Below are 25,471 nucleotides of genomic sequence, written 5' to 3' on the forward strand. Positions count from 1 at the left end.
GTATTAGCAAACAACTTCACAGTTATCAGTTACGACCGGAGGGCACGAGGTGACAGCAGCGATACGCAACCATATTCAGTGCAAAGGGAGATTGAAGATATTGAAGCATTAATAAATATTGGCGGAGGAACAGTTTATTTATATGGAGTTTCATCAGGAGCTGTCCTGTGTATTGAAGTTGTAGCAAGTGGTTTGCCTGTGAAAAAATTGGCGATTTTTGAACCACCTTATTATACAGATAGCAGGCGTCATGAACCACCGCCAGATGCAGAGCGCCAATTAAACCAAATGATAGCTGAAGGCAGGAAAAAAGATGCTGTAAAATTTTACTTAAGAAAAGTAATAGGTGTTCCTGCAATTGTTCCGTTTATTTTGAGATTGACACCTAATTGGTCAAAGATGATTGCCAATGCCAATTCCCTACCGTATGATGCTGCTGTGATGGGCAATTTTAAGGTGCCAAACAATGTGTTAGCTTCTATTAACATTCCGGTTATGGTAATAGCCAGTACAAAAAGTCCGCAATCTTTACGCAAACCATCACAAATAGTAGCAGAATTATTACCAGCAGGTACACAAAAAATATTAAAAGGTCAAATTCACAAGGTGTCACCTAAAACCTTAGTGCCTGAATTAGTAGAATTTTATAACAACTAACATTCTTGCAACATGAAAGCAGAAAAAAATTTAACAACCGAAAGGTCAGTATTGATAAATGCAGATGCCATAAGGGTTTGGGATGTATTAACTAACCCTGACAAAATAAGAGTGTATTTATTTAATTCAGAAGCTAAAACAGATTGGAAGGTCGGTAGTCCAGTTACATTTTCGAGGATGTCAGAGGGTAAAGAATATGTGGATAAAGGCAAAATTCTTGAAGTAGTCCCTCAAAAACTGTTGAAATTTAGCTATTTCAGTAGCCAGGAAGGATATGCAGATATACCCGCAAACTATTCTACTATCACCTACCGGCTGGAAAAGGAAAATGACAAAAGTATTAAACTTACTTATCGCCGGGAACATATACCTATTGAATTTGAGCAAAAAAATCAAGAAAGGTTTTTACCAGGGATGCTGGAGAATATTAAAAAGATAGCTGAGAAAATGTAACATTAAAAAACGGAGAGAATTATCAATCACCTTTTTTGTTTTATGTAAAACAGGGATTTGAAGTTCTATAGGGTAAGTTAAAGCAGATAATGCACCCCTTACACCTCAAGATATCCATCAGCATATACTGGACCAGTATGGCAGTAATTTGATTATTGTTCAGTACGGCAGCTGCATGCACTAACCCACCGAGCCCTTACGTTTTAAATCAGATTATAGGGTCGGTTAAAAGCCTCTTGTCTTACTTTAAAATAATCCGCTAACTTTCTGATTTCTTCTTTTCCGATGTAGCGGTAAGGGACTGAGTAGTAATGCCAGTCTTCACCAACCAGTACATGATAGTGTTTCTGCACCTTAGCTTTCGTATAGTAGTCAGCCTTAGCTAATAATTTAATTTTTGGGCGATTTATTTGACTTTTAGCACCTACCATTTTAAAATTATTAAATCATTAATCAACAATATACTATCAAAGTAAGGAAGATCACCTTTTCTATTGATTAGGCTCATTTCACAACAATAACTTACAGGTATATTTGATGTATAAGCTGCATTTTTAATACGCAAACGAGCGAGCTGGAATTCGCGTTGCAAATAAGAATAAATCCTTACCTGTTTATCTAAAGTAATCAATGAAATGAAGAAAATGCTTATTTCTACTGATTTCTCTGAACGCGCTACACATGCGGGTAAATACAGATTTAATCTTGCTAAAAAAATAGAACAACTTGTTCTATAGAAAGGCAAAATTTAATAGAGCACTATATCTATGGCCATCTTGCTACAAATATTAAATGTGTTCAACTTACTGAGACAACCATGAACTGGCATAAATTGACTATATCCGAAACCCTTGAATCATTAGACACAAAACCTCAAGGCCTGAGTACAAAGGAAGCCGAATCAAAATTGTTGATGACGGGTCCCAATGAATTATTGGAAGGTAAAAAGAAAAGCATAGCTATTATGCTCCTTTACCAATTTAAGGATGTAATGATCTTAATTTTATTAATAGCGGCTATTGTGGCTGGTATTGTGGGCGACTTGACTGATACTATAGTTATACTCGTTATTGTTTTATTGAATGCATTGCTGGGATTTTATCAGGAATACCGCGCTGAGAAAGCGATGCAGGCCTTGAAACAAATGGCAATCACACAAACGAGCGTGATGCGCGATGGGGAATTTGTAACCCTGCCTGCAACAGCCCTGGTTCCAGGGGATGTTGTGCTTTTAGAAGCCGGTAATTCCGTCCCTGCGGATTTGCGCATTATTGAATCCATTAGTTTAAAAATTGAAGAAGCGGCATTAACCGGAGAATCAAACGCCATCGATAAAACGACAGACTCACTTGAAATAGATGACTTGCCCATCGGAGACAAAAAAAATATGGCTTTTAAAGGCACGTTCGTTACTTATGGACGTGGTAAAGGCGTTGTAATATCAACTGGTATGCAAACTGAGTTAGGGCGTATTGCTTTGATGTTACAGGAAGATGAATCGCTAACTCCATTGCAACAACGTATGAGCTCTTTCGGGAAAAAGCTTTCTATCCTTGTACTGTTTCTATGTATATTATTTTTCCTTGCCGGTTGGTTACGCGGTGAGGATATCGCAAAAATGGTACTTACCAGCATTTCACTCGCCGTAGCAGCTATACCAGAGGCCTTGCCAGCGGTAATCACTATTTCTCTGGCGTTGGCAGCAAAAAGAATGATTAAATTCAATAGTCTTATTAGAAAATTGCCAGCTGTTGAAACATTAGGCTCCGTTACCTATATCTGCACAGATAAAACGGGCACCCTTACCAAAAACAAGATGTATGTTGAGGAGATATTCGTAAATGGACATCTCTATGAACGGAATGCACTAACGCCTATAAAACAACAAGGTGATGTTAATCTATTATTATATGCAATTGCCCTAAACAATGATGTGGTTGAAGACAATGAAAAAAAGTTAAAGGGTGATAGTACAGAAATTGCCTTGGCGGAGTTAGCCAGAGATTACCATATAAATACTCAGAATTGGCCACGTTTGGCAGAAATTCCTTTTGATGCGGATAGGAAACTGATGACTACCTTCCATACGCATGAAAATAAGATCATATCCTTCACCAAAGGGGCGCCGGATGTTTTACTGAAGCGATGCGGAAATATTGATTCCACTTTACAGCTAGAACAAGTCGATTTAATGGCGGCTAAAGGTCATCGGGTACTGGGATTCGCCTATCGGTATTGGGATGAAATACCCAGTATGCCGAACCCCGTGTTACATGAATCTGATTTGCACTTTCTGGGACTGACGAGTATGATTGATCCGCCCAGAGATGAAGTATTTGATGCTGTGGCTGAATGTAAAACAGCCGGTATTGTTCCAGTGATGATCACGGGCGATCATCCAATAACAGCCAAAACTATTGCACAGCGCATAGGCATTTTAAGCAGTGAAAGTGATATAGTAATAACGGGTCAGCAGTTAGCCGCATTAGATCAGGATATCTTCCTCGCCAAAGTAGAAAAGATAAAAGTGTATGCTCGTGTATCACCTGAACAAAAACTGCAAATTGTTAAGATGCTGCAGCAGAAAGGTCATTATGTGGCTATGACCGGTGATGGTGTCAATGATGCTCCTTCACTTAAAAGAGCCAATATTGGTATTGCTATGGGAATTACCGGAACAGATGTATCCAAAGAAGCATCACATATGATTCTGCTGGACGATAATTTTTCAACCATTGTAAAAGCTATCCGGGAAGGCAGGAGAGTGTACGATAATATTTTGAAATTTATCAAATACCTTATGACCACCAACTCAAGTGAACTTCTGACTTTACTTTTAGGACCGATAATTGGATTACCAATAGCCTTATTACCGATACATATTTTATGGATAAATTTAGTGTCGGATGGCTTGCCTGCAATATCTTTGTCATTTGAAAAGGCTGAGCAAGATGTGATGAACAGACCTCCGAGGCCCCCGAAGGAAAGTGTCTTTGCTGGTGGAAGGGGATTACATATGCTATGGGTAGGTATACTGATGGCAGGTGTTGCATTATCTCTTCAAGCCTGGTCAATAAGAAATGGACTACATTGGCAAACAATTGTTTTTAATTTTTTGTGTCTTAGTCAGCTAGGGCATGTAATGGTCATTCGCAGGGAGAGCCAGTCACTTTTTAGCAAAGCCTTTTTTTCAAATAAACCACTTATTGTTGCAGTTAGTACAGCATTAGTCCTTCAGTTAATAATAACGTATACACCATATTTCCAACCAATATTCAAAACTGAAGCTTTATCAATGCACGAATTCCTTGTGGTTGGAGCGGTTTCATTCTTAGTAGTTTTAGTCGTTGAAACAGAAAAAATAATTTCCAAAAGGTTACGAAAAGAAAATTCTCACCTGGTATTTTAAACATGATCTGATTAACGGATCTTAAAGAAGTATTCATCCTGGTTATATAATCATGAAAAAAATTTTGGTTACTACCGATTTCTCTGCAAATTCTAAAGCAGGTTTACGCTTTGCAATTCAATTAGCATCGCAAAACAAATATGAGCTGGTTTTCTTCCATTCTTACTATGTAATGAAACCCACCACCTTGAGCGCTAAAGTTTTCGTTTCATATGAAAAGAGTGAGGCAAACAAGATAAAAAACAGGCTTTGCCGATTTGTTGATAGCGCATATAGTAGTATGGGCATCAACTCTGTAAATTTTAGTTGTATTACTAAAAGCTCATTTATAACCGATGCAAATATCATGGAATATGCACTTAAGAACAAGTTTGATTTCATTTGCATCAGCAGAAGAGGTAATGGAAAACACAATAAAATATTTGGGACTAACACATCTATTCTTATCAATCAATCCGATGTGCCCGTTATAGCCGTGCCTAATACCTATCTGAACAACAAAATAACATCAATACTGTATGCTTCCGATCTTTCCAGTTTTGAAAATGAAACACAGAAAGTGATAGATTTTGCAAAGCCACTGGGGGCTAAAATAGAATTACTGCATTTTAAATTTCCTTCAGATCTGGATAGAGATCCAAAACTTATACAGAAAGCAATTAAGAAATTTACAAATCAGGATATCAAGGTACGTTTTGATGATTTCGATTTCGTCGAAAGCTTAGTTTTAAATCTTGATAAAGAAATAAAAAAGTTAAAGCCGTCTATTCTGGTTATGTTTACTCAACAGAACAGAAGTTTTTTTGAAAGATTATTTCTTTCAAGCAGCTCCGCTCAGTACTCATTAAAATCTAAAGTTCCCCTACTGGTTTATAAGAAAATATAATCATCAGGTGTTTCGGCAGATGCTACGTTGAGGGAAGAATTTGATAAGATGGCTGAGTGCGGATTTTGTGCGGGAAAGCCATGCCATTCAGGATGAAGTATCTCTAATTATTCTCAATCTGACTGCTGATAAAAGCCAGCTCTTCAACGGTTAGTTGCTTGCCTTCTTTGTTTTGCCATCGCCCGTTCTGGTGCCTTAGTATCACAGATAAAAGGCCACCGTCTGTAATCAGGTGGAATTCGGAGTAGTCAGTCTGATGTTCAGCGAACACACCAATCCGGTCGCAGGTGTGAAAAGACTGCGGGCATTCGATTTCAAAAGAGGTCATAATTGGTTTGAGCGTTAATGCTCAATAATAGTGAAATTAAGTTTATGGAAATAGCTGCTGATAAAAAAGATATGCACAATTATCCACTCTACAAGAGGATCAGTATAAATTAACTCTTTATAAATATTTATTAAATAGCCCGGATCCTGAGGGGCAATTGGAAACAAAACACAGAACCCTTGCCAGGTTCACTCTCACCCCATATTTTACCGTGGTGAAGCCGTATGATTTCTGCACAGAGATAAAGCCCTATACCAAATCCCGGGATGTGTTCCGTATGCTTATTCTCAACCCGGAAATAACGTTCGAATAGTTTTTTCATATCAGCAGGAGCGATACCGAAACCTTCATCTTTAATTCTTACCTCAGCCATTTCGCCCATGGTGCTGGTGCTTATTTCAATAGTGCCCTCTGCTGGTGAATATTTGATGGCATTAGAAACAAGATTTATAAGTACCTGCTCAATTTTATCCGGGTCAGCCTGAAGCTCGATAATCTCTGGCTGTGAAAAAGTAATTGTACGGTTGGGATTAAGAAGCCTTGTTTCTTCAAGTGCACTATTGATAAGAGCATTTAACTCAAAATCTTTTAAGTCCAGATGAATGTTGCCTGTTTCTACCTGGTTTAAACTTAGAAAACCATTGATCATATTACCCATCTTTTTCACTTGCTTCTCCATTTTCGCTAAAGCGCCGACAGTGAAATCGTCCTTTTGTTTCCTGGCCCAGGCATGCAGTAATTGAACATAAGCCTTTAAGGAAGTTAATGGAGTCTGAAGCTCATGGCTTACCATACCTATGAATTTGTTTTTACGCAATTCCCCCTGTTTTTGTTCGGTGATATCCATCATCACGCCAGATATATGAGTTAATTTCCCCTCTGAATCTGTATAAAGCCCACCAACTGCCTTTACCCAGCGCAGTTTACGCTCGGGAAGTCCGCTTGTTGCAAAATCAACATGATAAGGTTTTCCTGTCTTAAAAGTTTCTTCAATTCCACTAACTATCTTATCCCTATGCTTTTCTGAAACACACAACAAAGCTGCCTCAAATGTGAGGTCCTGTCCCGATTCATAACCAAATAATTCTTTTACACGGGCAGACGTAATGAATACCCGCGTGGCATCGTCTATCATCCAGGTGCCTACATTGGCGGCTTCAATGGCTATCCGGGGAGCATCCAGTATTTGATATTGGTTTATAATTTCCTGTCTGAGGGAATCAGAAATGGTTATTTCAGGTTTAAGGTTTTGCATTTGCACTTGGTAGCTACATCCAAATATACGATAACGAACTGTCATATGGGATATTTACAATCGATCCGGATCTGAATACCAAATATCGCTCCATAGGCCCGTTCAAACAGTTCTAATATGAACGCTCTCATGCGGAAATAATATGTTCATAATCAGGCTTCTGCTTATTCAGTTTGAAAATAAGATGTAATTCTTTCGATCAATGCGAATACTAATATTTTTAGTATTATGTTTGTAGAAGAATTTCATTATGCATTTGCCAGGGACAAAAAAGGACATCATTAATCAGCTGCAAAAGAGCATTTTGCTGATGCAGGGCTGTACTCCACCGGTATCAGACAATACTGATTCTGTTGGTCTCGGCCCAATTGAAGCTTCATTTCCAAATGGAATATTTCCCACGGGAGCAATACATGAATTTCTGAGTGCTGAGCCTGAGCAGGCAGCGGCAAACGGGGGCTTTATAAGCGGAATCCTTAGTAATCTTATGCAGCATGACGGAGCCTGTTTGTGGATTAGTATGCGCCGCACCCTTTTTCCACCATCGCTGAAAGTTTTTGGTGTTGAACCTGATCAACTGATCTTTATTGACCTTAAACGGGAGAGGGATGTCCTTTGGGCGATGGAAGAGGCGCTTAAATGTAAAGGCCTGTCTGCTGTGATAGGGGAGTTGGAGGAAATCAATTTTACCCAAACGCGACGTCTGCAATTGGCAGCAGAACAAAGCCGGGTGACCGGGTTTATCCTGCGCAGTGATCTTAAAAAATTGAGTGCTACTGCTTGCGTTGCGAGATGGAATATTACTCATTTACCGAGTGAACTAGAAGATGGCATGCCTGGCGTAGGTTTCCCCCGCTGGAATGTTGAATTGTTAAAAGTTCGCAATGGAAACCCCGGAAACTGGAAAGTAGAATGGTCTGCAGGCCGGTTTAAGCCGGTGACTGAAATGACGGAAGCTTTTATAAGGCCTGAAAGCTTAAAAGCCGGTTAACATGCAAAAGCGTTTTGTCACCATATGGTTCCGTCATTTACTGACGGACTGGCTCAGCCTCCGCCGTCCTGAACTGCGGGAAGTCCCGTTTGTAATTGCAGTAATGGATCATGGCAGGCTGCTTATCACCTCCTGTAACGCTTTGGCTGAATCGGAGGGGATTATCCCGGGCATGGTCGCTGCCGATGCAAAGGCACTTATACCTTCAATAGAAATTATTGATGAAATCCCCGGTAAGAGAGATAGGTTGTTAAAAGGACTCGGAGAATGGTGTATCCGCTATACACCGATTATTGCACTCGATTCTCCCGACGGATTGATTCTCGATATTTCGGGTTGTGCCCATCTCTGGGGTGGAGAAAGGTATTATCTGAAAGATATTGTAACCCGCCTGAGAAGTAAGGGCTATGATGTGAGGGCTGCAATGGCAGATACAATCGGCGCCGCATGGGCGGTTTCTCGTTTCGGGAAGATCAAGCCCATTATCGAGATTAACACTCAGGCAGAAGCATTACTCCCATTACCGCCGGCTGCATTGCGGCTCGACCCGCTGATTCTGCAACGTTTGCATAAATTGGGGCTAAGAACCATCAGCAGTTTTATTAGTATGCCACGTTCAGTACTTCGAAGACGATTCGGGCAGGTTATGTTGCAACGCCTGGATGAGGCTTTGGGTAATGAGAACGAAGCCATACAATGCCTGCTTCCTGTAGAGCCCTACCAGGAACGTCTGCCTAGTCTGGAGCCCATAAGAACCGCCACCGGGATTGAAATTGCGGTCCAAAAACTGCTGGAAATGCTGTGTAAGCGATTGCAAAGGGAAGGTAAGGGCGTTCGAACCGCCATTTTTAAAGGATACAGGATTGATGGAAAAGTAGTACAAATGGAAATTGGGACCAACCTGGCCTCGCATAATATTCATCATCTGTTTAACTTGTTCGAACTTAAAATATCCACACTGGAGCCTGCTTTGGGTATTGAACTTTTTGTTCTGGAAGCATCTAAAGTGGAAGATATACCGCCCCGGCAGGAGGCTTTATGGGCTGGAAAACCAGGCCTGGAAGATTCAATGCTTGCTGAACTACTGGACAGGCTGGCAGGTAAGATAGGAGCCCACACCATCCATCGGTACTTGCCGGATGAGCATTACTGGCCTGAAAGGTCTATTAGAATTTCATTATCAATAAACGATAAACCTTCATTACGGTGGCGAAGCGATAAACCCCGACCCGTTCAACTCTTGGCCAGACCCGAACACATCGAGGTAACTGCTCCCATACCGGATTATCCGCCCATGCTGTTCCGGTATAAAGAAAAGGTCCACCACGTAAAAAAAGCAGATGGTCCGGAGCGCATTGAGCGGGAATGGTGGCTCGAAGGCGGGCAGCACCGCGATTATTATCATGTGGAGGATCAGAAGGGGCAGCGTTACTGGTTATTCCGGTCGGGACATTATAACGGAGATGGCTCTAATGAGTGGTTTATTCATGGTTTTTTTGCCTGATGAGCTATATTGAATTACAAGTCACGAGCAATTTTAGTTTTCTGCAAGGGGCCTCACATCCGGAGGAACTTGTCGAGCAGGCTGAAGTGTATGGCTATAAAGCTATTGCTATTACAGACCGGAATACTTTTGCAGGAATTGTGCGGGCGCATGCAGCAGCCAAATTAAAAGGAATTCGGCTTATTCCCGGCTGCCGCCTGGATCTCATTGACGGTCCGGGTTTATTAGCTTATCCCACAGATCAGGAAGCATATAGCCGCCTATCAGGCTTATTGACCATTGGAAACCGCAGGGCTGAAAAGGGGCAATGCTATTTATATAAAGCAGATGTGTATGAATACAGCAGGGGCATTAAGTTTATTGCTCTTACTCCTTCCGTTTTGACAGAAAATTTTGAGTTTGATACATCTTTCCAAAATGATATGAAGGAGTATCGCCACACTCTGGGTAAGGAGCTGTACATGGCTGCTGTGCGTTCATATCTGGGTGATGATCAAAAAAGATTGTTCTGCCTTTCACGTTTATCTTCCAAACTGGACATACCTCTTGCAGCTACAAATGATGTTTACTACCATGATCCGGTTCGCAGGGAGTTGCAGGATGTGCTAACCTGTGTTCGAGAAAAGTGCACCATTCATACCGCGGGTTTCCGCCTGCATCAGAATGCAGAAAGGCACCTGAAACCTATTGAAGAGATGCATCGGCTATTTTGGCAGTATCCTGAAGCGATAGAAAATGCAATTGGGATAGCTGAATCTTGTCAGTTTTCTCTCAGCACCCTTAGATATGTGTATCCCGAAGAGCTGACCAGCGAAAATCGAACGCCTATGGAAGAATTAAGAGTTCTAACATTTGAAGGTGCCAGTGAAAGATTTAAAGGCAAAATTCCGAAGAAAGTAAAAGACCAGATTGATGCGGAACTGGACTTTATGGAGAAGAAAGACTTGGCCAGCTATTTCCTCACTGTTCATGATTTTGTGCGATTTGCAAGAAGTAAAAATATTCTCTGTCAGGGACGCGGATCGGCAGCTAATTCAGTAGTTTGTTATTTCCTGGGCATTACCTCAGTGGACCCAACCAAATTTAAGCTGCTTTTCGCCCGCTTTATGTCGGATGCCCGCGATGAACCCCCGGATATTGATGTAGACTTTGAGCATGAACGCCGTGAAGAAGTTATCCAGTATATATATGAGAAATATGGCCGCGACCGCGCGGCGATTGTTGCAACTGTAACCCAACTTCATTTCAAAGGTGCTGTGAGGGATGTAGCCAAAGCAATGGGATTATCGGTAGATACAGTTAACCGCCTGTCTGGTTCAGTCTGGCATCATCATGAAGTGTTTAATGATACACATCTCCTAGAGCAGGGCTTTAACCCTCAGGATGCTCATTTGCGTAAAACACTGGAACTGACCAGACAGATGATTGGTTTTCCGAGGCAGCTCGGGCAGCATACGGGTGGCTTTGTGATCACACAAGGAAAGCTTTCTGATCTCTGCCCTATAATGAACGCACGAATGGAAGACCGTACTTGTATTGAATGGAATAAGGATGACATTGATGCGCTAGGTTTTTTGAAAGTCGACGTGCTCGCTCTCGGTATGCTTACATGCATCAGAAAGGGTTTTGATCTCGCAAAAAAAAATTACGATCTTGATCTCACACTGGCCAATGTTCCACAGGATGATCCTAAAGTGTATGAGATGATATGCCATGCGGATACGATCGGGGTTTTCCAGATAGAGAGCCGGGCACAAATGTCAATGCTGCCCCGTCTCCGTCCCCAATGTTTTTATGATCTGGTAATTGAGGTAGCTATTGTCCGTCCCGGACCTATACAAGGAGATATGGTCCATCCTTATCTACGAAGACGCAATGGTGAGGAGGCAGTTGAGTATCCTTCTGAAGAACTAAAAGAGATTTTGGGTCGCACTCTGGGTGTTCCTTTATTTCAGGAGCAGGCTATGGAAATAGCTATAGTGGCGGCCGGCTTCACTCCAGCTGAGGCTGATGGACTTCGGCGAAGTATGGCTACTTTTAAAGCCAAAGGTCTGGTTTCCCAGTTTGAAAAGAAGCTTGTTGACGGCATGACAGCCAAAGGTTACGAACTGGAATACGCTCAGCGTGTCTTCAGGCAGCTGGAAGGTTTCGGAAGTTATGGTTTTCCCGAAAGCCATGCAGTCAGTTTTGCTTTGCTGGTGTATGTCTCATCCTGGATGAAATGTTATTACCCGGATGTATTTGCCACTGCGATACTCAATAGCTTGCCAATGGGTTTTTACCAGCCCGCTCAGCTTGTTATAGATGCACGTAAACATGGAGTTGAAGTGCGTCCGGTTGATATTAATTATTCCATGTGGGATAATATTCTGGAAGAAAAGACCGGGGAATATCATGCGTTGCGCCTTGGATTCAGGCAGGTAAATGGCATCAGAGAAGATGATATGACATTATTAATTCAAGGCAGAAGAGACAGCTATAAACATATTACCGCTCTACGAGATGCGGGTGTTCCACAGGCAGCACTCGAGAAACTGGCTGATGCAGATGCGTTCCGTTCAATCGGTCTCGATCGCCGCCAGGCTTTGTGGGAAGTTTCTGCACTTTCAGATATGCCCCTTGCTTTATTTGCCGGGCACCCTTCAGAAAGCGTAATTGAAACGCAGATCTCGCTTCCACTTATGCCCGCTTCAGAACATGTGATCCAGGATTATGCTTCTACCTCGTTATCTCTGAAAGCTCACCCTCTAAGCTTTGTCAGGGAAAAACTAGGCTTACTGCATGTGCGATCTGCGCAGGATCTTGCTCACGCCAAAGATGGCGATTTAGTGAAAGTGGCAGGCTTAGTACTGGTCCGTCAGCGACCTGGTACCGCCAGTGGTATTTGTTTCATTACCATCGAAGATGAAACAGGTACCTCAAACCTGGTTGTCTTTCAGAAACTATTTGACCAGTATCGTAAAGAGATAATAGGATCCAGGTTAATTATGGCAGAGGGAAGGTTACAGATCGAAGGGGAGGTTGTACATGTAATAGTGCAACGATGCTTTGATTTCTCCAAATTATTGCGTGGCTTATCAACGAATGGAAATGAGGATCTACCGATATTAACACTTTCGCGAGCGGATGAAAAGAGTGAAATGTTTTCCGGAGGGAATAAAGGAGTGGAAGGCATAAGAACGTCACAGAAGGATGTTTTTGATAAGGGGCGTAACTTTAAATAGTCTCCTACACTTGGCATGAATAGCATAACGTTCTGAAAGAGTTGTTATTTGCAAGTGACAGTTGAGCCTGTGTATATCCTTTGTAAACACTTTCTATATCGCTATAAGGTCCCTATAAGGACTCTATAAGGTCCGTATAAGGCCGCTATAAGGTTAGGAAATGACAACTGAATGGACGCAATTCCACCCGCTGCTGTTTGATTTCAATCCGTTGGAGGCATAGGAACGCAATTTTTAATTCTCAATAAATTAACAATATCTTCTTCTTAACTTTAAGTGTATTAGGATGATTGTAAATAACTTGCAGTCCACTAATGACTAAAAAATTCTATGACATGACCTTATCAATTAAATCTTCAAGCCTAACAATAATATCCTTATTATTTGTTAGTTCATTGTTTTCTCAAACCTTGAGCGAACTGGAGGGCAAAAGAGTGATGTTACCCAATGGATGGTCTTTAACACCGGCGGGCAAGAACATCCCAATTGGCGAATTGCCTTTAAATATGGCAGTTAGTAATGGAAAAAAATACTTAGCCATTACGAATAATGGCCAGAGCACCCATACCATCGACCTGATCGATATACAGAAGGAACAGCGGGTTGATAGTATAGTAATTGCTAAAGCATGGTATGGGCTTGCTTTTAGTAAAGATGACCAATACTTATATGCGTCCGGGGGGCATGACAATAAAGTAAACAGATATTCAGTAGTTAATGGCAAGCTTAAGCTGTTAGATTCATATGAATTAGGCAAACCCTGGCCTACACAAATAGGAACTGCCGGCCTTGACCTGGAAGAGACAGTATATAATAAACTCTTCGTAGTAACTAAAGAAGCAAAAAGTCTTTATGTTTTTGATCTGAAAACCGGGGGAATCAGCAAAATTATCCCCCTCGGTGCAGAGGCCTATAGCTGTAAGGTGTCCAACGATAGGAAAAAGTTGTATATCAGCTTGTGGGGAGATAAGAAAATTCTGCTATATGATATCCAGTCAGAAAAAATCATCAGGGAAATATCAGTTGGCAACCATCCAAATGAGATGTATCTTACTAAAAATGGTAAATTTTTATATGTTGCTAATGCCGATGATAATTCAGTATCCGTAATCAATACAGCGACCCACACCGTCGTTGAAACATTAAATGCTGCTCTATTTCCTGCCTCTCCAAGCGGATCTACAACGAATGGGCTTGCACTTAGCGAAGATGAGAAAACACTTTATATAGCTAATGCCGACAACAACTGTTTAGCCATATTTGATGTTTCTGAAACTTCTAAAAGTAAGTCAAAGGGCTTTATTCCGGTTGGATGGTATCCTACCAATGTGAAGGTAGTTGGTAAGAAAATATTTGTTACTAACGGCAAGGGCTTAACTTCCTATGCTAATCCTCAGGGCCCAGAACCAAGCAATAGGCAACAGATTGTTTTGAACAGTTTAGGGGATAGTGCAAAGCCGGCCAAAGTTCAATATATAGGTTCCTTATTTCGCGGATCTTTGAGTTTCATAAGCGAACCATCCGCTCCGCAGCTTGCGATTTTTACACGGATGGTATATAAAAACACTCCTTACTCAAAGTCAAAAGAGCTTCTTGCTGAAGGAGAGACTGGTAATCCCGTTCCAATGAAAGTGGGGGATAAATCTCCCATTAAACATGTGTTTTATATAATTAAAGAGAACAGGACATATGATCAGGTCTTAAGCGATATTCCTGGTGGCAATGGTGATACCTCTCTCTTATTATTCGGTGAAAAAATTACGCCGAATCAGCATAAACTAGCCAGAGATTATGTTTTGCTGGATAACTTTTATGTGGATGCTGAAGTGAGTGCTGATGGTCACAATTGGAGCATGGGGGCTTATGCAAACGATTATGTCGAAAAGAATTGGCCGGCTTCATATGGCGCTAAAGGCGGTACAACCGGAACTTCCGGGTCTCTCAAGATTGGAAATAATAAGGACGGTTTTATATGGGATCTGTGTGCAAGAAACAACGTCTCTTATCGTTCGTACGGGGAATTTGTTGCCGACGCTCTTGGTTCTAAGCCCAGGCTCGAATCTTTGAAAGGACATACGGCACGTTTTGCACCCTATAATCTTGGGATTCGGGATACCACCCGTTTTTATCAATGGAAGCACGACTTCGATTCATTAGTAACTGCAAAAGCCGTCCCTCAATTTTCTACAATCAGGTTGGGAAACAATCATACAGAAGGTATGCGTGAGGGCCGTCCAACGCCTTTTGCTCACGTTGCGGATAATGACCTGGCCGTCGGGATGCTGATTGACCACTTGAGCAAAAGCCCTGTCTGGAATGAAAGTGTAGTATTTATTTTGGAGGACGACGCTCAAAATGGTCCAGACCATGTTGATGCTCATCGAAGCCCGGCATTTGTAATCGGCCCTCATGTAAAACGCAAGTTTGTTGACCATACCATGTATACCACCTCGGGAATGTTGAGAACAATGGAATTGATACTGGGTTTACCACCAATGACTCAATACGACGCCGCCGCGACCCCAATGTGGAGATTGTTTACTCCCCAGCCGGATCTTGCCCCTTATAATTTTTTGCCGGTAAATGTTAATTTAAATGACAAGAATCCAGCTAATACCAGGCTCGGCAAGTTGTCCGAGAAATTTGACTGGAGTAAAGAGGATGCTGTGCCTGACCTTATTTTTAATGAAATTCTATGGCAGGGTATTAAAGGTGTGCCATCACCCTCACCGGTTCGGGCCGCTTTCTTAAACACTGATAAAAAGGACGGAGCCGACAAAGATTGATCTTTAGAAACTGACATAAATATCTACATAAAAGATAAACTTTAATTTACCACAGTAATAATTTCCCTAATATGAATTATTTATTAAAAACAAGTTCCAGTTTGATTTGCCTGGTTCTATTATGTTTGATGACCGCTGAAAAAGCCCTGGCACAAACGCCCTCGTTGTATGGCCCTGGCAAGCAAGTCCTCCTTTCAAATGGCTGGTCGCTGAGTCCCGCCGGGCGCTCATTAGATCTTGGTGATCTCCCTTTAAATATGGCCCTGAATCCCAACAAAAGGATACTGGCTGTAACAAATAATGGGCAGAGCACCCAGTTTTTGCAACTAATTGACACGAAAACAGAAATGCAGCTGGATTCCATTTCTATTGGTAAATCATGGTATGGGTTAAAATTTAATAATAAAGGGTCTAAGATATATGCATCCGGGGGCAACGATAATATTATTATTTCTTTCGATGTTAAGAATGGTAAATTCCTTAATCCTGATACCATTAAGTTGGGGGAGGCCTGGCCAAAAGAAAAAATAAGTCCTGCAGGAATTGAGATAGACAACAAACGGAATCGACTATATACCGTGACGAAGGAAGACAGCAGTTTATATATAGTTGACCTTGCCAGCAAAAAAACCATTAAAAAGTTGAAGCTTTCCCATGAAGCTTATGCCTGTGTTTTGAGTCCCGATATGTCCGAGCTTTATATTTCTATATGGGGAGGTGATAAATTGGCCATCTACGATGTTATGCAGGAAAAGATAGTTTCTGAAATCACTACTCAGAATCATCCCAATGAGATTTTAACCACTAAAAAAGGGGAATATATCTTTGTGGCAAACGCAAATGATAATTCGGTATCGGTGATAAACACTGCACAGAGAAAAGTGATAGAAACTATTTCCGCTACACTTTTTCCTACAAAACTCACCGGTTCCACTACAAACGGTCTAGCCCTTTCTGCCGACGAGAAAATTTTATACATAGCAAACGCCGATAATAACTGCCTGGCTGTTTTCAATGTTTCCGAACCAGGCAAAAGCGTTACTATGGGATTTATTCCCACAGGCTGGTATCCTACCAACGTGAAAACGGTTGGCAATAAGATTTTTGTAAGTAATGGGAAAGGGTTTTCATCTCTACCCAACCCCGGCGGACCACAACCTGTTAGAAAGACGGACAATAGCGCTTCTCATCTGGGAGTTATCAATTCCAGGCTCCAATATATCGGAGGTTTATTCAAAGGTACTTTGTCGATAATTGATCAGCCCAGTTCCGTGCAGCTGAACGATTATTCAAAACAGGTGTATGCCAACACCCCTTTTAATAAAATGAAGGAAAACGTGGCTCACAAAGCCCCTGGCAATCCCATTCCTGCTAAAAATGGGGACGTTTCACCTATCAAATACGTTTTTTACGTCATTAAAGAAAATCGTACTTATGATCAGGTTTTGGGAGATATGCCTCAGGGGAATGGGGATTCGTCTCTGACTATCTTTCCTGAGAAAGTAACGCCAAACCATCATGCACTCGCGCGCCAGTTTGTTTTGCTCGATAATTTTTATGTCGATGCTGAAGTAAGTGCTGACGGGCATAACTGGAGCATGGCTGCATATGCTAACGATTATGTGGAAAAGACCTGGCCTATCAGCTATGGCAGCCGCGGTGGTACTTATGACTATGAAGGCAGCCGCAAAATAGCCTTTCCGCGAGATGGATTTATTTGGGATTACTGTCAGCGTGCGGGAATAAGTTATCGGTCATACGGCGAATTCACCTCTTCCGGAAAAGCTAGCATTAAGTCGCTGGAGGGAAACATATGTGTTAATTTTCCTTCCTACAATCTTGATATTACCGATGTTGATCGGATAAAAGCATTTAAACATGATTTTGATTCACTATTATCCGCAGGGAAGGTCCCGCAATTTAATAGCATAAGGATTGGTAATGATCATACTTACGGCCAGCGATTAGGTAAATTATCGCCAATCTCAATGGTTGCCGATAATGACCTCGCCCTGGGACAATTAGTGGAGCATATATCTAATAGTGCCATCTGGAAGGAATCTGCAATTTTTGTTTTAGAGGATGATGCCCAGAACGGCCCTGATCATGTTGATGCACACCGTTCTCCGGCCTTTGTTATCAGCCCCTATATAAAAATGGGATCGGTAAATCACAATATGTATTCAACTTCGGGAATGCTGCGAACTATGGAGTTAATTTTAGGCCTGCCACCTATGAGCCAGTACGATGCCGCTGCAGCGCCGCTGTTTGACTGCTTTAATGCGAAGCCGGACCTGGCTGCCTTTAAAGCCAGGTCACCGGGTGTTAGCTTAACAGTAAAAAATACTGCTAATAATACCAGTTCCATACGATCAGGAACCTGGGATTTTTCAAGAGAAGATCGTGCGCCGGATTTGGATTTGAATGAAGTAGTGTGGAAATCGATCAAGGGTGAAACGTCTATACTGCCACCGCCCCGGAGAAGTGCTTTTGTTAAGCTCGAAATGAAAACTGAAAAAGATGATGACTAACACAAAACCTGAATCTTTTCTATTTTAACCTGTTAAAGCATTTAATTGAAACTCCAATTCTATTCAATATCCGCCTTAATGCTGATTCTGCCTGCAATGTTATCGGGTCAGGAACGAAATACGAGCGAAGCAGACACAGCCGGCATCCTGACCGAGGTTGTAATTACAGCAACCCGCAGGTCTTCGGCTTTAGTTAAGAGCCCTTTTTCTATCAGTGTGCTCAAGAAGAAGCAAATGAATGAGCTTCAGTATCGTTCTACACCCGAAGCTCTGATGAGTGTGCCGGGCGTGTTTGTACAAAAAACAAATCATGGTGGAGGCTCTGCTTTTGTCAGAGGTCTGACAGGAAATCAAACCCTGATCCTTGTTGATGGCATACGTCTTAATAATTCTACATTTCGCTACGGACCAAATCAATACCTCAATACCGTTGATCATTTTATGATCGATCGGGTTGAAGTCGTGAAAGGGAGTGGTTCGGTACAATATGGTTCTGATGCAATGGGCGGTGTGATCCAGTTATTGACACTCGATCCGGGTTATTCTGACAAACCGCTGCTCCATGGTATTATAACCGGGCGGTATTGGAGCAATAATATGGAGAAAACCGGCCGGGGGCAGATAATATATTCCGGTCGTAATTTTGCTGCCTCGGGTGGTTTAAGTACAAAAAAGTTCGGGGCGCTGGTAGGCGGCGATACAACCGGCAGGCAAACACCGAGTGGTTATGGAGAAATAGACGCGGATCTGAAACTAAAATGGAAATTGTCGGATAACGCAGAGTTAATCGGGGCACACCAGTTTGTGATGCAGAGCAATGTCCCGGTCTACCATAAGGTGCAGCTGGAAAATTTCCTTCTTAACGAGATGGAAGTCCAGCAGAGAACCTTATCCTATGTTAAACTGAACATATCGAGTTTGAACCAACTTTATAAAAAGGTTAGCTTCAACGGTTCTTTTCAGAAAAGCGATGAGACTCGAAACAGTCAAAAAAATAATAGTCCGTCTATGCGCAGGGAATTGGATGAAATTCGGACTTCAAATGCGTCTGTCGATATTGTTTCTGAGTTTGGGTCCAACTGGACTTCGAACACCGGTTTTGAATATTATTTCGACAAGATTGACAGCTATAAAGAAGATATCAATAAACTAACTCAGGCAACCGTTCGAGGCCGGGGTCTATATCCTGATAATGCAAGCTATGCCAATTCTTCAATTTACAACCTTCATCACTTCCAAATCAGGAAATTTAATGTCGAGGCTGGGGTACGGTATAATTGGTTTAACGCTACCATACCTGACGAAACACTGGGACTGGTCAACATCAAACCCGATGCCCTTGTCTTTAATGCAGGTATAAATTACGGCGCAGGGTCTCATTATTTTTACACCTCCGTCAGCAGCGGTTACCGGGCTCCCAATATTGATGATATGGGTAGCCTGGGTATTGTTGATTTTAGATATGAATTGCCTTCATTTAATCTGAAACCGGAACGGAATTTCAATACAGAAGTGGGATATAAAATACAGTCTGATAAAATTAAAGGTTCACTTGCTATATTCTATAATAAATTAAGTAACCTGATAACACGTGTTAAATCTGAAGGGGAAATCATTAACGGTTATAACGTCTACCGAAAAGAGAATATAGAGAATGCTTATATTAAAGGAGGCGAGGGTTTCATCAACTGGCAGGCTAACGAGCATTGGATGATAAATAGTTTTATTGCCTATACCTTCGGTAAAAATAGCACTAAGGATGAACCACTAAGAAGGATGCCACCGCTTAATGGAAATACTTCATTTAGATACACGCTAAAGCGGTTCTATATTTTAGGGGAGCTTGCCTGGGCTTCCGGGCAAAGCAGGCTGGCACAGGGTGACCGGGATGACAACAGAATTCCGAAAGGTGGTACACCGGGCTGGAGGGTATGGAATACTTTCGCCGGATATAAGTACAAAATGCTTCAATTCCGTCTGAGCCTGCAGAATATCTTTAATGAAGATTATCGTACACACGGGAGTGGGATTAACGGGGTTGGGAGAAGTGTGTTAAGTGAGTTGAGTATTTCACTTTAGAGGTAGATGAACCTGTACCTTTGTCTGGTAAATGATTATATTTCACAAACATTTGGGGATAATTCTATAACTTAATCCGGTCAAAACTATGAGAACTATAATCCTGCTCTTATTTGTATTTGTTAGCTTCACAAGTTTTGCACAAAATTCAGACGTAAAAGTCATATCTGAAGAATTAAAATACACTGCAGCAGATTCCATAGTTGTAGATGCATCAAATAGCACGATCCACCTTTACGGGAAAGCTGATTTTAAATACGGCAAAGTACATTTTGTTGCAGATGAAATATTTATAAACAGAAAAACTAAGAGAGTAATTGCAAACGGATTAATAGCTTATTCGGTGCCAGAAGTTAGGGGCAATGTCAATTCAAATCATAAAATATTGACCTATACAATGGGAGAGAACGCAGTTTTTATTCCTTAGCTTTTAAAAATGAACTATCAAGATCTTTCAAAAATTCATGTTCAGGTATCTGATATGTTCAGATGGCCTGAGACACAATCTCAGTGGGATCAATACCGCCTTACCTCAGATCAAATTAATTCTTACAAAGAATTTGGTTATGTCCATGATGTCAAATTTCTTAGCGACGAACAGGTAGATTTTCTCAATGAAGAGCTTATCGGACTGGTTGATCCTATGCATCCCGGCAATGCACTTTTTCACGAATACAACTCTAACGAATCACACGATCCCAACGTAATATTGTTTCACGCTCTGGGTGCCTGGAGGATCACCCCGGGATTTCATGATATTTTATGGAATCCTGCTTTCGTAATGGCCGCCTCTCAGTTATTGGGAAATCAAGCCGTGCGTTTCTGGCACGATCAGCTTTTTTATAAACCTGCACTGCATGGAGGCGTGGTGGCATGGCACCAGGATTACTCATACTGGACCCGTACTATTCCTATGCACCACCTTACCTGCTGGATTGGCCTGGATGACGCTACAATAAATAATGGTTGCCTTTACTATGTCCCGCATAGCCATCGCTGGGGGCTACTTGATAAGCCTGACCTTGCGGGCGATATGAATGGATTGATGCAATATCTTTCTGAGGAACAAAAAGCCGGGTTTAAACCTGTTCCTATTGAACTTAAAAAAGGCTATGGAACATTTCATCATCCTTTGCTGGTACATGGTTCCTATGAAAACCGATCGGAGAAAATGAGAAGGGCCTGTGTGCTGAATGTTTTCGCAGATGGAACTTTGTCTGACACAGATAAGGTCCTTATGGACGGTGCAATCGCAATTCCGAAAGGACGAGAAATGGGCGGTCAATTTCATCCTTTGCTGTTTGATCCCGATCTGGCTGGAGTATAGCTGCGCAAATTAGAATTACTCAGGATTTATTTCTGCACGACCGTGGCACGAGTATTCATTTTTCACCTAAACACATTTTCGTAATTAGTGTTCTACTAACAGAACGCATCATATGGCCGATTGGAAAAAGCTTTTTACCGATACAACTACTTTAGTCGAGGAAAAATTCGACAACCTTTTCTTTAAACTACGAAATCGTCTAAACCTTAACGATCCCCTGCAAATCGTGACTTTTCGAAGTTATGGTACAGTCAACCGCCTGTATATAAAAGGCAGAGTACTTGAAAATAAGGGAATAAACGCCGCGACAGACAGGGATACTATTTTTAATAACCTGGTTAATATGTATCATCGTTTTCAAAGCGACGAAATTCCAGGAGCAGTCTTAAAGGTTAAATTCCAGGATCAGGAGCATACCATAATCACTGATGATGAAGGTTATTTTATGTTGAACCTGGCTCCGGAGTTTCCTATTAGTCCTACCGATATGTGGCATGAAATTGATGTGGAGCTTATTAACTCGCCGATAGATTTTCCGGCCGGGCTTAAGAGTGAGGCCCAGGTTTTGGTTCCGCCAATAGATGCTGAGTATGGGATAATTAGTGATATTGATGATACCATAGTTCATACCAGTGCCACTGACGTCCTCGCAATGTCAAGGAAAGTCTTTCTTCATAATGCAAAAACACGAATGCCATTTCCCGGGGTTTCGGAGTTTTATAAGTCGCTGCAATTGGGCCGTAATGGGAAACGAAATAACCCATTTTTCTACGTCTCTAGTAGTCCATGGAATATGTACGATCTTTTAAAAGATTTCCTTGATCTCAATCAAATACCCGAAGGTCCATTGCTGCTGCGTGACTTTGGATTGCAGGATAACAAATTCATCAGTTCTGGCCATATGGGCCATAAATTTAAGGAGATAGAAAATATTCTGCTGACCTATCCACTATTGAATTTCGTTCTTATTGGTGACAGCGGCCAGGAAGATCCGGTTATTTACCGTGAAATCGTTAAAAAGTTTCCCGGCCGAATCCTTGCAATTTACATTCGCGACGTTCAGCTCGCCGACCGTGAAAAGATAGCAATGGACATCTCTGCAGAACTGGAAAACCATGTGGAGCTGCTGATAGTAGATAATACAGTTGAAGCTGCCGAACATGCAGCTAAAACAGGTCTGATCTTTACCCAGGCTATCCCTGAAATCGAGAAAGATAAAATGCAGGACACAGGAGAGATAGCCGGAAAGGAAGAAGCTACTGTTATACCTGAGGTCTGAGGTCTGGTGTCTGATGTCGGAGGTCTGATGGATTTCCGACCTCCGGCTTCCCACCTCCGATCACACCCCATTCGTGTTCGAGAATACTCATTTCCATTAGGCTCCAATAACCATCCTTATATCTCTGAATATCACGTAATACACCGTCTATATTGAATCCGCAATTCTTATAACATTTTATCGCGGACTCATTTTTATGATAAACTCCCAGACTCACACGGTGCAGATGTAACTCCTCAAATCCAATTTTTAGCAATGCTATTACCATATTTGCAGCAAGTCCTTTTCCCCTTTCCGAATCTGCGACAAAAACCCGTGTTATACGAGCAGACCGATTTGTCCGATTAATTGAGGTTAATGATATATGACCAATGGTCTTACCGCTCTCAGACTCTATGGCCTTATAAATCAGCGTAGAAGAAGCCTGAAAATCGTTCGTGTCTTTGATATACCATTCCAATTTTTTTTCATTAAGGGGGAACCGGAATTGAGTGCCTGCCCAATGGAGCAATAGTTCTTCATCCTGAATCCAGCTGAGTAACGCGTCAAAATCTTCACTGGTGAAGTATTCTAATTTTATCATGGTGAATTTTGCGGGCTATAAATTTATATGGTTGGTTAAGTGTGTTAACAGCGATATTTTAGCAAGGTTTTTTATTGGTGTTAAATTCCCGTATAAATGGCAGACAGAATAGGTAAATATCCTATATCCCATGGGTAAACATGAAAGTTTTCGCCGCCCTTTGCGAGGTTTGAATAACTTTTAAACTAAGCCGTGAAATTATTGAATTATCTGGAAGTGAAAATGAAAGCTTCATTTAGAAAAAACCTATCCAAAATATAGATGTTATCACATCGAAATTATCAATTACAGTTCTTTTGGTTAGTGCCAATTAAGAATTAGATGACATAAGTTTTAACAACTATCAAACAACTATAAATGGCAGAATTAAGAAGACGTATTGCAATACTTGGTGGAGGACCCGCAGGATTGTTCATGTTTAAAAGGTTAATCGAATCCGGCAGGGACGATTTGGAGATAAGCATTTTTGAAAGGAAGAGCCAATTGGGTAGTGGAATGCCATACAGCAAAGAAGGTGCAAACGAAGAACACATTACAAACGTGTCTGACAATGAAATTCCTGCGCTCGTAAGTTCAATTGAGGAATGGGTGAATAATGCTCCCAGCGAGATACTTGAAACTTATAATATTACACCTGAAAACTTCAATGAATTTAAAGTACTGCCGCGCTTGTTTTTCGGCCAATATCTGTCGGCCCAATTTGAGCTTCTGTTGAATAATGCAAAGAGAACTGGGATACGAACACATCTTCATCTAAATAGCAATGTCGTTGATATAATAGACCACCCTGAACTTAATGAAGTTTGGGTAGATGTTGCCGAACTGGGTATATCAGCATTTGATCGGGTAATTATTTGTACAGGCCATAACTGGCCGCGATTTAATGAAGGAAAAATTGAAGGATATTTTGATTCTCCGTATCCGCCATCGAAACTGGAGTTGAAATTAAACCATCCTATAGCTATCAAGGGCTCGTCTTTGACGGCTATCGATGCAATCAGAACCCTGGCGCGGCATAATGGAGAGTTCGTAAAAGAAAAAAACGGTGAGATTTCGTATTGCAGGTCGGAGAACAGCCCAAAATTCAAATTGGCGATGCACTCTCTTGATGGCTTGCTTCCCGGAATCAGATTTCACCTGGAAGATACACACCTTTCAAATGATTCACTTCTTACACCTGAAGAAATCATGAAATACAAGGAGGATAATGATGGATTTATATCTCTTGACTTCGTGTTTGAAAAGAATTTCAAGGAAATATTCCTGAAGAAAGACCCTGATTTTTACGATAAAATTAAGAAAATGAACATCGAGGAATTTGTTGGGTCCATGATGGATCTTCGTGAACGTCTTGATCCATTTACGCTCTTCCGTGCTGAATATGCCGAGGCGGAAAAATCAATTAAACGCCGGGAGTCAGTTTATTGGAAAGAAATGCTTGCCGAATTGAGCTTTGCTATGAACTATCCGGCTAAATACCTTTCTGCAGAGGATATGCTACGCCTTGTAAAGGTTTTGATGCCTTTAATAGCCATTGTGATAGCCTTTGTTCCTCAAAATTCGGCCCGGGAAATGCTTGCATTATGTGATGCCGGAGTGCTAGAACTCATTCCGGTAGATAAGGATAGTGAAGTTATCCCTGATAAGAAGGGTGGTATCAGCTACAAGTATAAGGATGAATCGGGCGAATTCAGATCTACATATTACAAAACCTTTATAAATTGTATAGGGCAGCCACGGCTTTCGTATGAGCAATTTCCGTTTAAAAGCCTCATAAGAAGTAAAACGATAAGCCCGGCACATATTAGGTTCAGGTCACCTACCGAAGGACAGGCTGCTTTTGATAAAGGCAACAAAGAGGTTGAAGCAGATGGGAACGGAAATTACTATCTAAAAGTTCCTGGTATAACAATTAATGATAATTTTCAAGTTGCTGATCAATATAGTGCCTATAACAAAAGGCTATATATTATGGCTGTTCCTTATATCGGGGGTTATAATCCCGATTACTCTGGTCTTGATTTTTGTGAAGAAGCATCACAGCGCATCATTCACAGCATATTTTAGAAGTATTGAATACAAAACCCTTTGCATTTTCGCCAATAAGTTATCCTATGAGTGTGGAAAACCTTCCTTGCACGCCATATCGGTAAATGGTAATTTTGACTTTTAATTTTAT

At 41.4% G+C, this 25,471-nt stretch carries 18 protein-coding genes; 14 read left to right on the forward strand and 4 right to left on the reverse strand.

Translation table 11 applies throughout. The annotated features are described in order from the left end of the window. Positions 1 to 657 (forward strand): alpha/beta fold hydrolase (locus ACLL8Z_RS00895; RefSeq protein ID WP_411272859.1); only part of this gene is annotated, 657 nt, incomplete at its 5' end. A 12-nt stretch (positions 658 to 669) separates the two neighbouring features. Then, positions 670 to 1,110, forward strand: a complete 441-nt coding sequence (locus ACLL8Z_RS00900) for an SRPBCC family protein (protein ID WP_411272860.1) — start codon at positions 670 to 672, stop codon at positions 1,108 to 1,110. Between the two features lie 203 nt (positions 1,111 to 1,313). On the opposite strand, the gene ACLL8Z_RS00905 is transcribed toward ACLL8Z_RS00900, so the two are convergent. Further along, on the reverse strand, positions 1,314 to 1,541 hold the full coding sequence (locus ACLL8Z_RS00905) for a hypothetical protein (RefSeq protein ID WP_411272861.1): 228 nt from the start codon (positions 1,539 to 1,541) through the stop codon (positions 1,314 to 1,316). Between the two features lie 386 nt (positions 1,542 to 1,927). Here ACLL8Z_RS00905 and ACLL8Z_RS00910 point away from each other — a divergent pair, with 386 nt between their 5' ends. Together ACLL8Z_RS00910 and ACLL8Z_RS00915 are read left to right on the forward strand one after the other, a co-directional pair. Further along, positions 1,928 to 4,519 carry a cation-translocating P-type ATPase gene (locus tag ACLL8Z_RS00910; RefSeq protein ID WP_411272862.1) on the forward strand — a complete coding sequence of 864 codons (2,592 nt, stop codon included), beginning with the start codon at positions 1,928 to 1,930 and terminating at the stop codon, positions 4,517 to 4,519. Positions 4,520 to 4,571: 52 nt separating this feature from the next. Beyond that, the gene (locus ACLL8Z_RS00915; RefSeq protein WP_411272863.1) at positions 4,572 to 5,405 is read left to right on the forward strand and encodes a universal stress protein; all 834 of its coding nucleotides are present in this window, start codon (positions 4,572 to 4,574) and stop codon (positions 5,403 to 5,405) included. Between the two features lie 103 nt (positions 5,406 to 5,508). Here the strand turns inward: ACLL8Z_RS00915 and ACLL8Z_RS00920 are convergent, their stop codons facing one another. Beyond that, a complete protein-coding gene (locus ACLL8Z_RS00920) occupies positions 5,509 to 5,733 on the reverse strand; it encodes a hypothetical protein (RefSeq protein ID WP_411272864.1) in 225 nt (74 codons plus the stop codon). A gap of 130 nt (positions 5,734 to 5,863) precedes the next feature. Further along, complete coding sequence (locus tag ACLL8Z_RS00925) at positions 5,864 to 6,988, reverse strand: ATP-binding protein (protein ID WP_411272865.1); 1,125 nt, start codon at positions 6,986 to 6,988, stop codon at positions 5,864 to 5,866. Between the two features lie 250 nt (positions 6,989 to 7,238). Here ACLL8Z_RS00925 and ACLL8Z_RS00930 point away from each other — a divergent pair, with 250 nt between their 5' ends. The 9 genes from ACLL8Z_RS00930 to ACLL8Z_RS00970 all read left to right on the forward strand — a co-directional run bounded on the left by ACLL8Z_RS00930 (position 7,239) and on the right by ACLL8Z_RS00970 (position 22,709). Further along, on the forward strand, positions 7,239 to 7,979 hold the full coding sequence (locus tag ACLL8Z_RS00930) for an ImuA family protein (RefSeq protein ID WP_411272866.1): 741 nt from the start codon (positions 7,239 to 7,241) through the stop codon (positions 7,977 to 7,979). Between the two features lies 1 nt (position 7,980). Then, on the forward strand, positions 7,981 to 9,483 hold the full coding sequence (locus ACLL8Z_RS00935; protein ID WP_411272867.1) for a Y-family DNA polymerase: 1,503 nt from the start codon (positions 7,981 to 7,983) through the stop codon (positions 9,481 to 9,483). Then, on the forward strand, positions 9,483 to 12,707 hold the full coding sequence (locus ACLL8Z_RS00940) for an error-prone DNA polymerase (protein WP_411272868.1): 3,225 nt from the start codon (positions 9,483 to 9,485) through the stop codon (positions 12,705 to 12,707). The genes ACLL8Z_RS00935 and ACLL8Z_RS00940 overlap by 1 nt, the downstream gene beginning before the upstream one ends. 314 nt (positions 12,708 to 13,021) lie before the next feature. Next, a complete protein-coding gene (locus ACLL8Z_RS00945) occupies positions 13,022 to 15,493 on the forward strand; it encodes a bifunctional YncE family protein/alkaline phosphatase family protein (protein ID WP_411272869.1) in 2,472 nt (823 codons plus the stop codon). A 71-nt stretch (positions 15,494 to 15,564) separates the two neighbouring features. Next, positions 15,565 to 18,024: an alkaline phosphatase family protein gene (locus ACLL8Z_RS00950; protein ID WP_411272870.1), complete on the forward strand. Its 2,460-nt coding sequence runs from the start codon at positions 15,565 to 15,567 to the stop codon at positions 18,022 to 18,024. Positions 18,025 to 18,102: 78 nt separating this feature from the next. Next, positions 18,103 to 20,103, forward strand: a complete 2,001-nt coding sequence (locus ACLL8Z_RS00955; RefSeq protein ID WP_411272871.1) for a TonB-dependent receptor plug domain-containing protein — start codon at positions 18,103 to 18,105, stop codon at positions 20,101 to 20,103. A gap of 88 nt (positions 20,104 to 20,191) precedes the next feature. Further along, positions 20,192 to 20,530, forward strand: coding sequence for a hypothetical protein (locus tag ACLL8Z_RS00960; protein ID WP_411272872.1), 339 nt, complete (start codon positions 20,192 to 20,194; stop codon positions 20,528 to 20,530). Between the two features lie 9 nt (positions 20,531 to 20,539). Then, entirely contained in the window at positions 20,540 to 21,430 is an 891-nt protein-coding gene (locus tag ACLL8Z_RS00965; protein ID WP_411272873.1) for a phytanoyl-CoA dioxygenase family protein, read from the forward strand. A 112-nt stretch (positions 21,431 to 21,542) separates the two neighbouring features. Further along, positions 21,543 to 22,709 (forward strand): App1 family protein, encoded by a 1,167-nt coding sequence (locus ACLL8Z_RS00970; protein WP_411272874.1) that lies wholly within the window; start codon positions 21,543 to 21,545, stop codon positions 22,707 to 22,709. Here ACLL8Z_RS00970 and ACLL8Z_RS00975 read toward each other — a convergent pair. Further along, positions 22,693 to 23,292, reverse strand: a complete 600-nt coding sequence (locus ACLL8Z_RS00975; protein ID WP_411272875.1) for a GNAT family N-acetyltransferase — start codon at positions 23,290 to 23,292, stop codon at positions 22,693 to 22,695. The genes ACLL8Z_RS00970 and ACLL8Z_RS00975 overlap by 17 nt on opposite strands. A 357-nt stretch (positions 23,293 to 23,649) precedes the next feature. On the opposite strand from ACLL8Z_RS00975, the gene ACLL8Z_RS00980 reads away from it, so the two are divergent. Next, a complete protein-coding gene (locus tag ACLL8Z_RS00980) occupies positions 23,650 to 25,359 on the forward strand; it encodes an FAD/NAD(P)-binding protein (RefSeq protein WP_411272876.1) in 1,710 nt (569 codons plus the stop codon). Positions 25,360 to 25,471 lie beyond the last annotated feature (112 nt).

Origin of the sequence: Daejeonella sp., from assembly GCF_046590655.1 — a bacterium.
Taxonomy (GTDB): Bacteria; Bacteroidota; Bacteroidia; order Sphingobacteriales; family Sphingobacteriaceae; genus Daejeonella.

Coding starts and splice junctions, on each gene's coding strand:
- ACLL8Z_RS00900 (WP_411272860.1), top strand. CDS start 670: ATGAAAGCAGAAAAAAATTTAACAACCGAAAGGTCAGTATTGATAAAT.
- ACLL8Z_RS00905 (WP_411272861.1), bottom strand. CDS start 1,541: ATGGTAGGTGCTAAAAGTCAAATAAATCGCCCAAAAATTAAATTATTA.
- ACLL8Z_RS00910 (WP_411272862.1), top strand. CDS start 1,928: ATGAACTGGCATAAATTGACTATATCCGAAACCCTTGAATCATTAGAC.
- ACLL8Z_RS00915 (WP_411272863.1), top strand. CDS start 4,572: ATGAAAAAAATTTTGGTTACTACCGATTTCTCTGCAAATTCTAAAGCA.
- ACLL8Z_RS00920 (WP_411272864.1), bottom strand. CDS start 5,733: ATGACCTCTTTTGAAATCGAATGCCCGCAGTCTTTTCACACCTGCGAC.
- ACLL8Z_RS00925 (WP_411272865.1), bottom strand. CDS start 6,988: ATGCAAAACCTTAAACCTGAAATAACCATTTCTGATTCCCTCAGACAG.
- ACLL8Z_RS00930 (WP_411272866.1), top strand. CDS start 7,239: ATGCATTTGCCAGGGACAAAAAAGGACATCATTAATCAGCTGCAAAAG.
- ACLL8Z_RS00935 (WP_411272867.1), top strand. CDS start 7,981: ATGCAAAAGCGTTTTGTCACCATATGGTTCCGTCATTTACTGACGGAC.
- ACLL8Z_RS00940 (WP_411272868.1), top strand. CDS start 9,483: ATGAGCTATATTGAATTACAAGTCACGAGCAATTTTAGTTTTCTGCAA.
- ACLL8Z_RS00945 (WP_411272869.1), top strand. CDS start 13,022: ATGACTAAAAAATTCTATGACATGACCTTATCAATTAAATCTTCAAGC.
- ACLL8Z_RS00950 (WP_411272870.1), top strand. CDS start 15,565: ATGAATTATTTATTAAAAACAAGTTCCAGTTTGATTTGCCTGGTTCTA.
- ACLL8Z_RS00955 (WP_411272871.1), top strand. CDS start 18,103: ATGCTGATTCTGCCTGCAATGTTATCGGGTCAGGAACGAAATACGAGC.
- ACLL8Z_RS00960 (WP_411272872.1), top strand. CDS start 20,192: ATGAGAACTATAATCCTGCTCTTATTTGTATTTGTTAGCTTCACAAGT.
- ACLL8Z_RS00965 (WP_411272873.1), top strand. CDS start 20,540: ATGAACTATCAAGATCTTTCAAAAATTCATGTTCAGGTATCTGATATG.
- ACLL8Z_RS00970 (WP_411272874.1), top strand. CDS start 21,543: ATGGCCGATTGGAAAAAGCTTTTTACCGATACAACTACTTTAGTCGAG.
- ACLL8Z_RS00975 (WP_411272875.1), bottom strand. CDS start 23,292: ATGATAAAATTAGAATACTTCACCAGTGAAGATTTTGACGCGTTACTC.
- ACLL8Z_RS00980 (WP_411272876.1), top strand. CDS start 23,650: ATGGCAGAATTAAGAAGACGTATTGCAATACTTGGTGGAGGACCCGCA.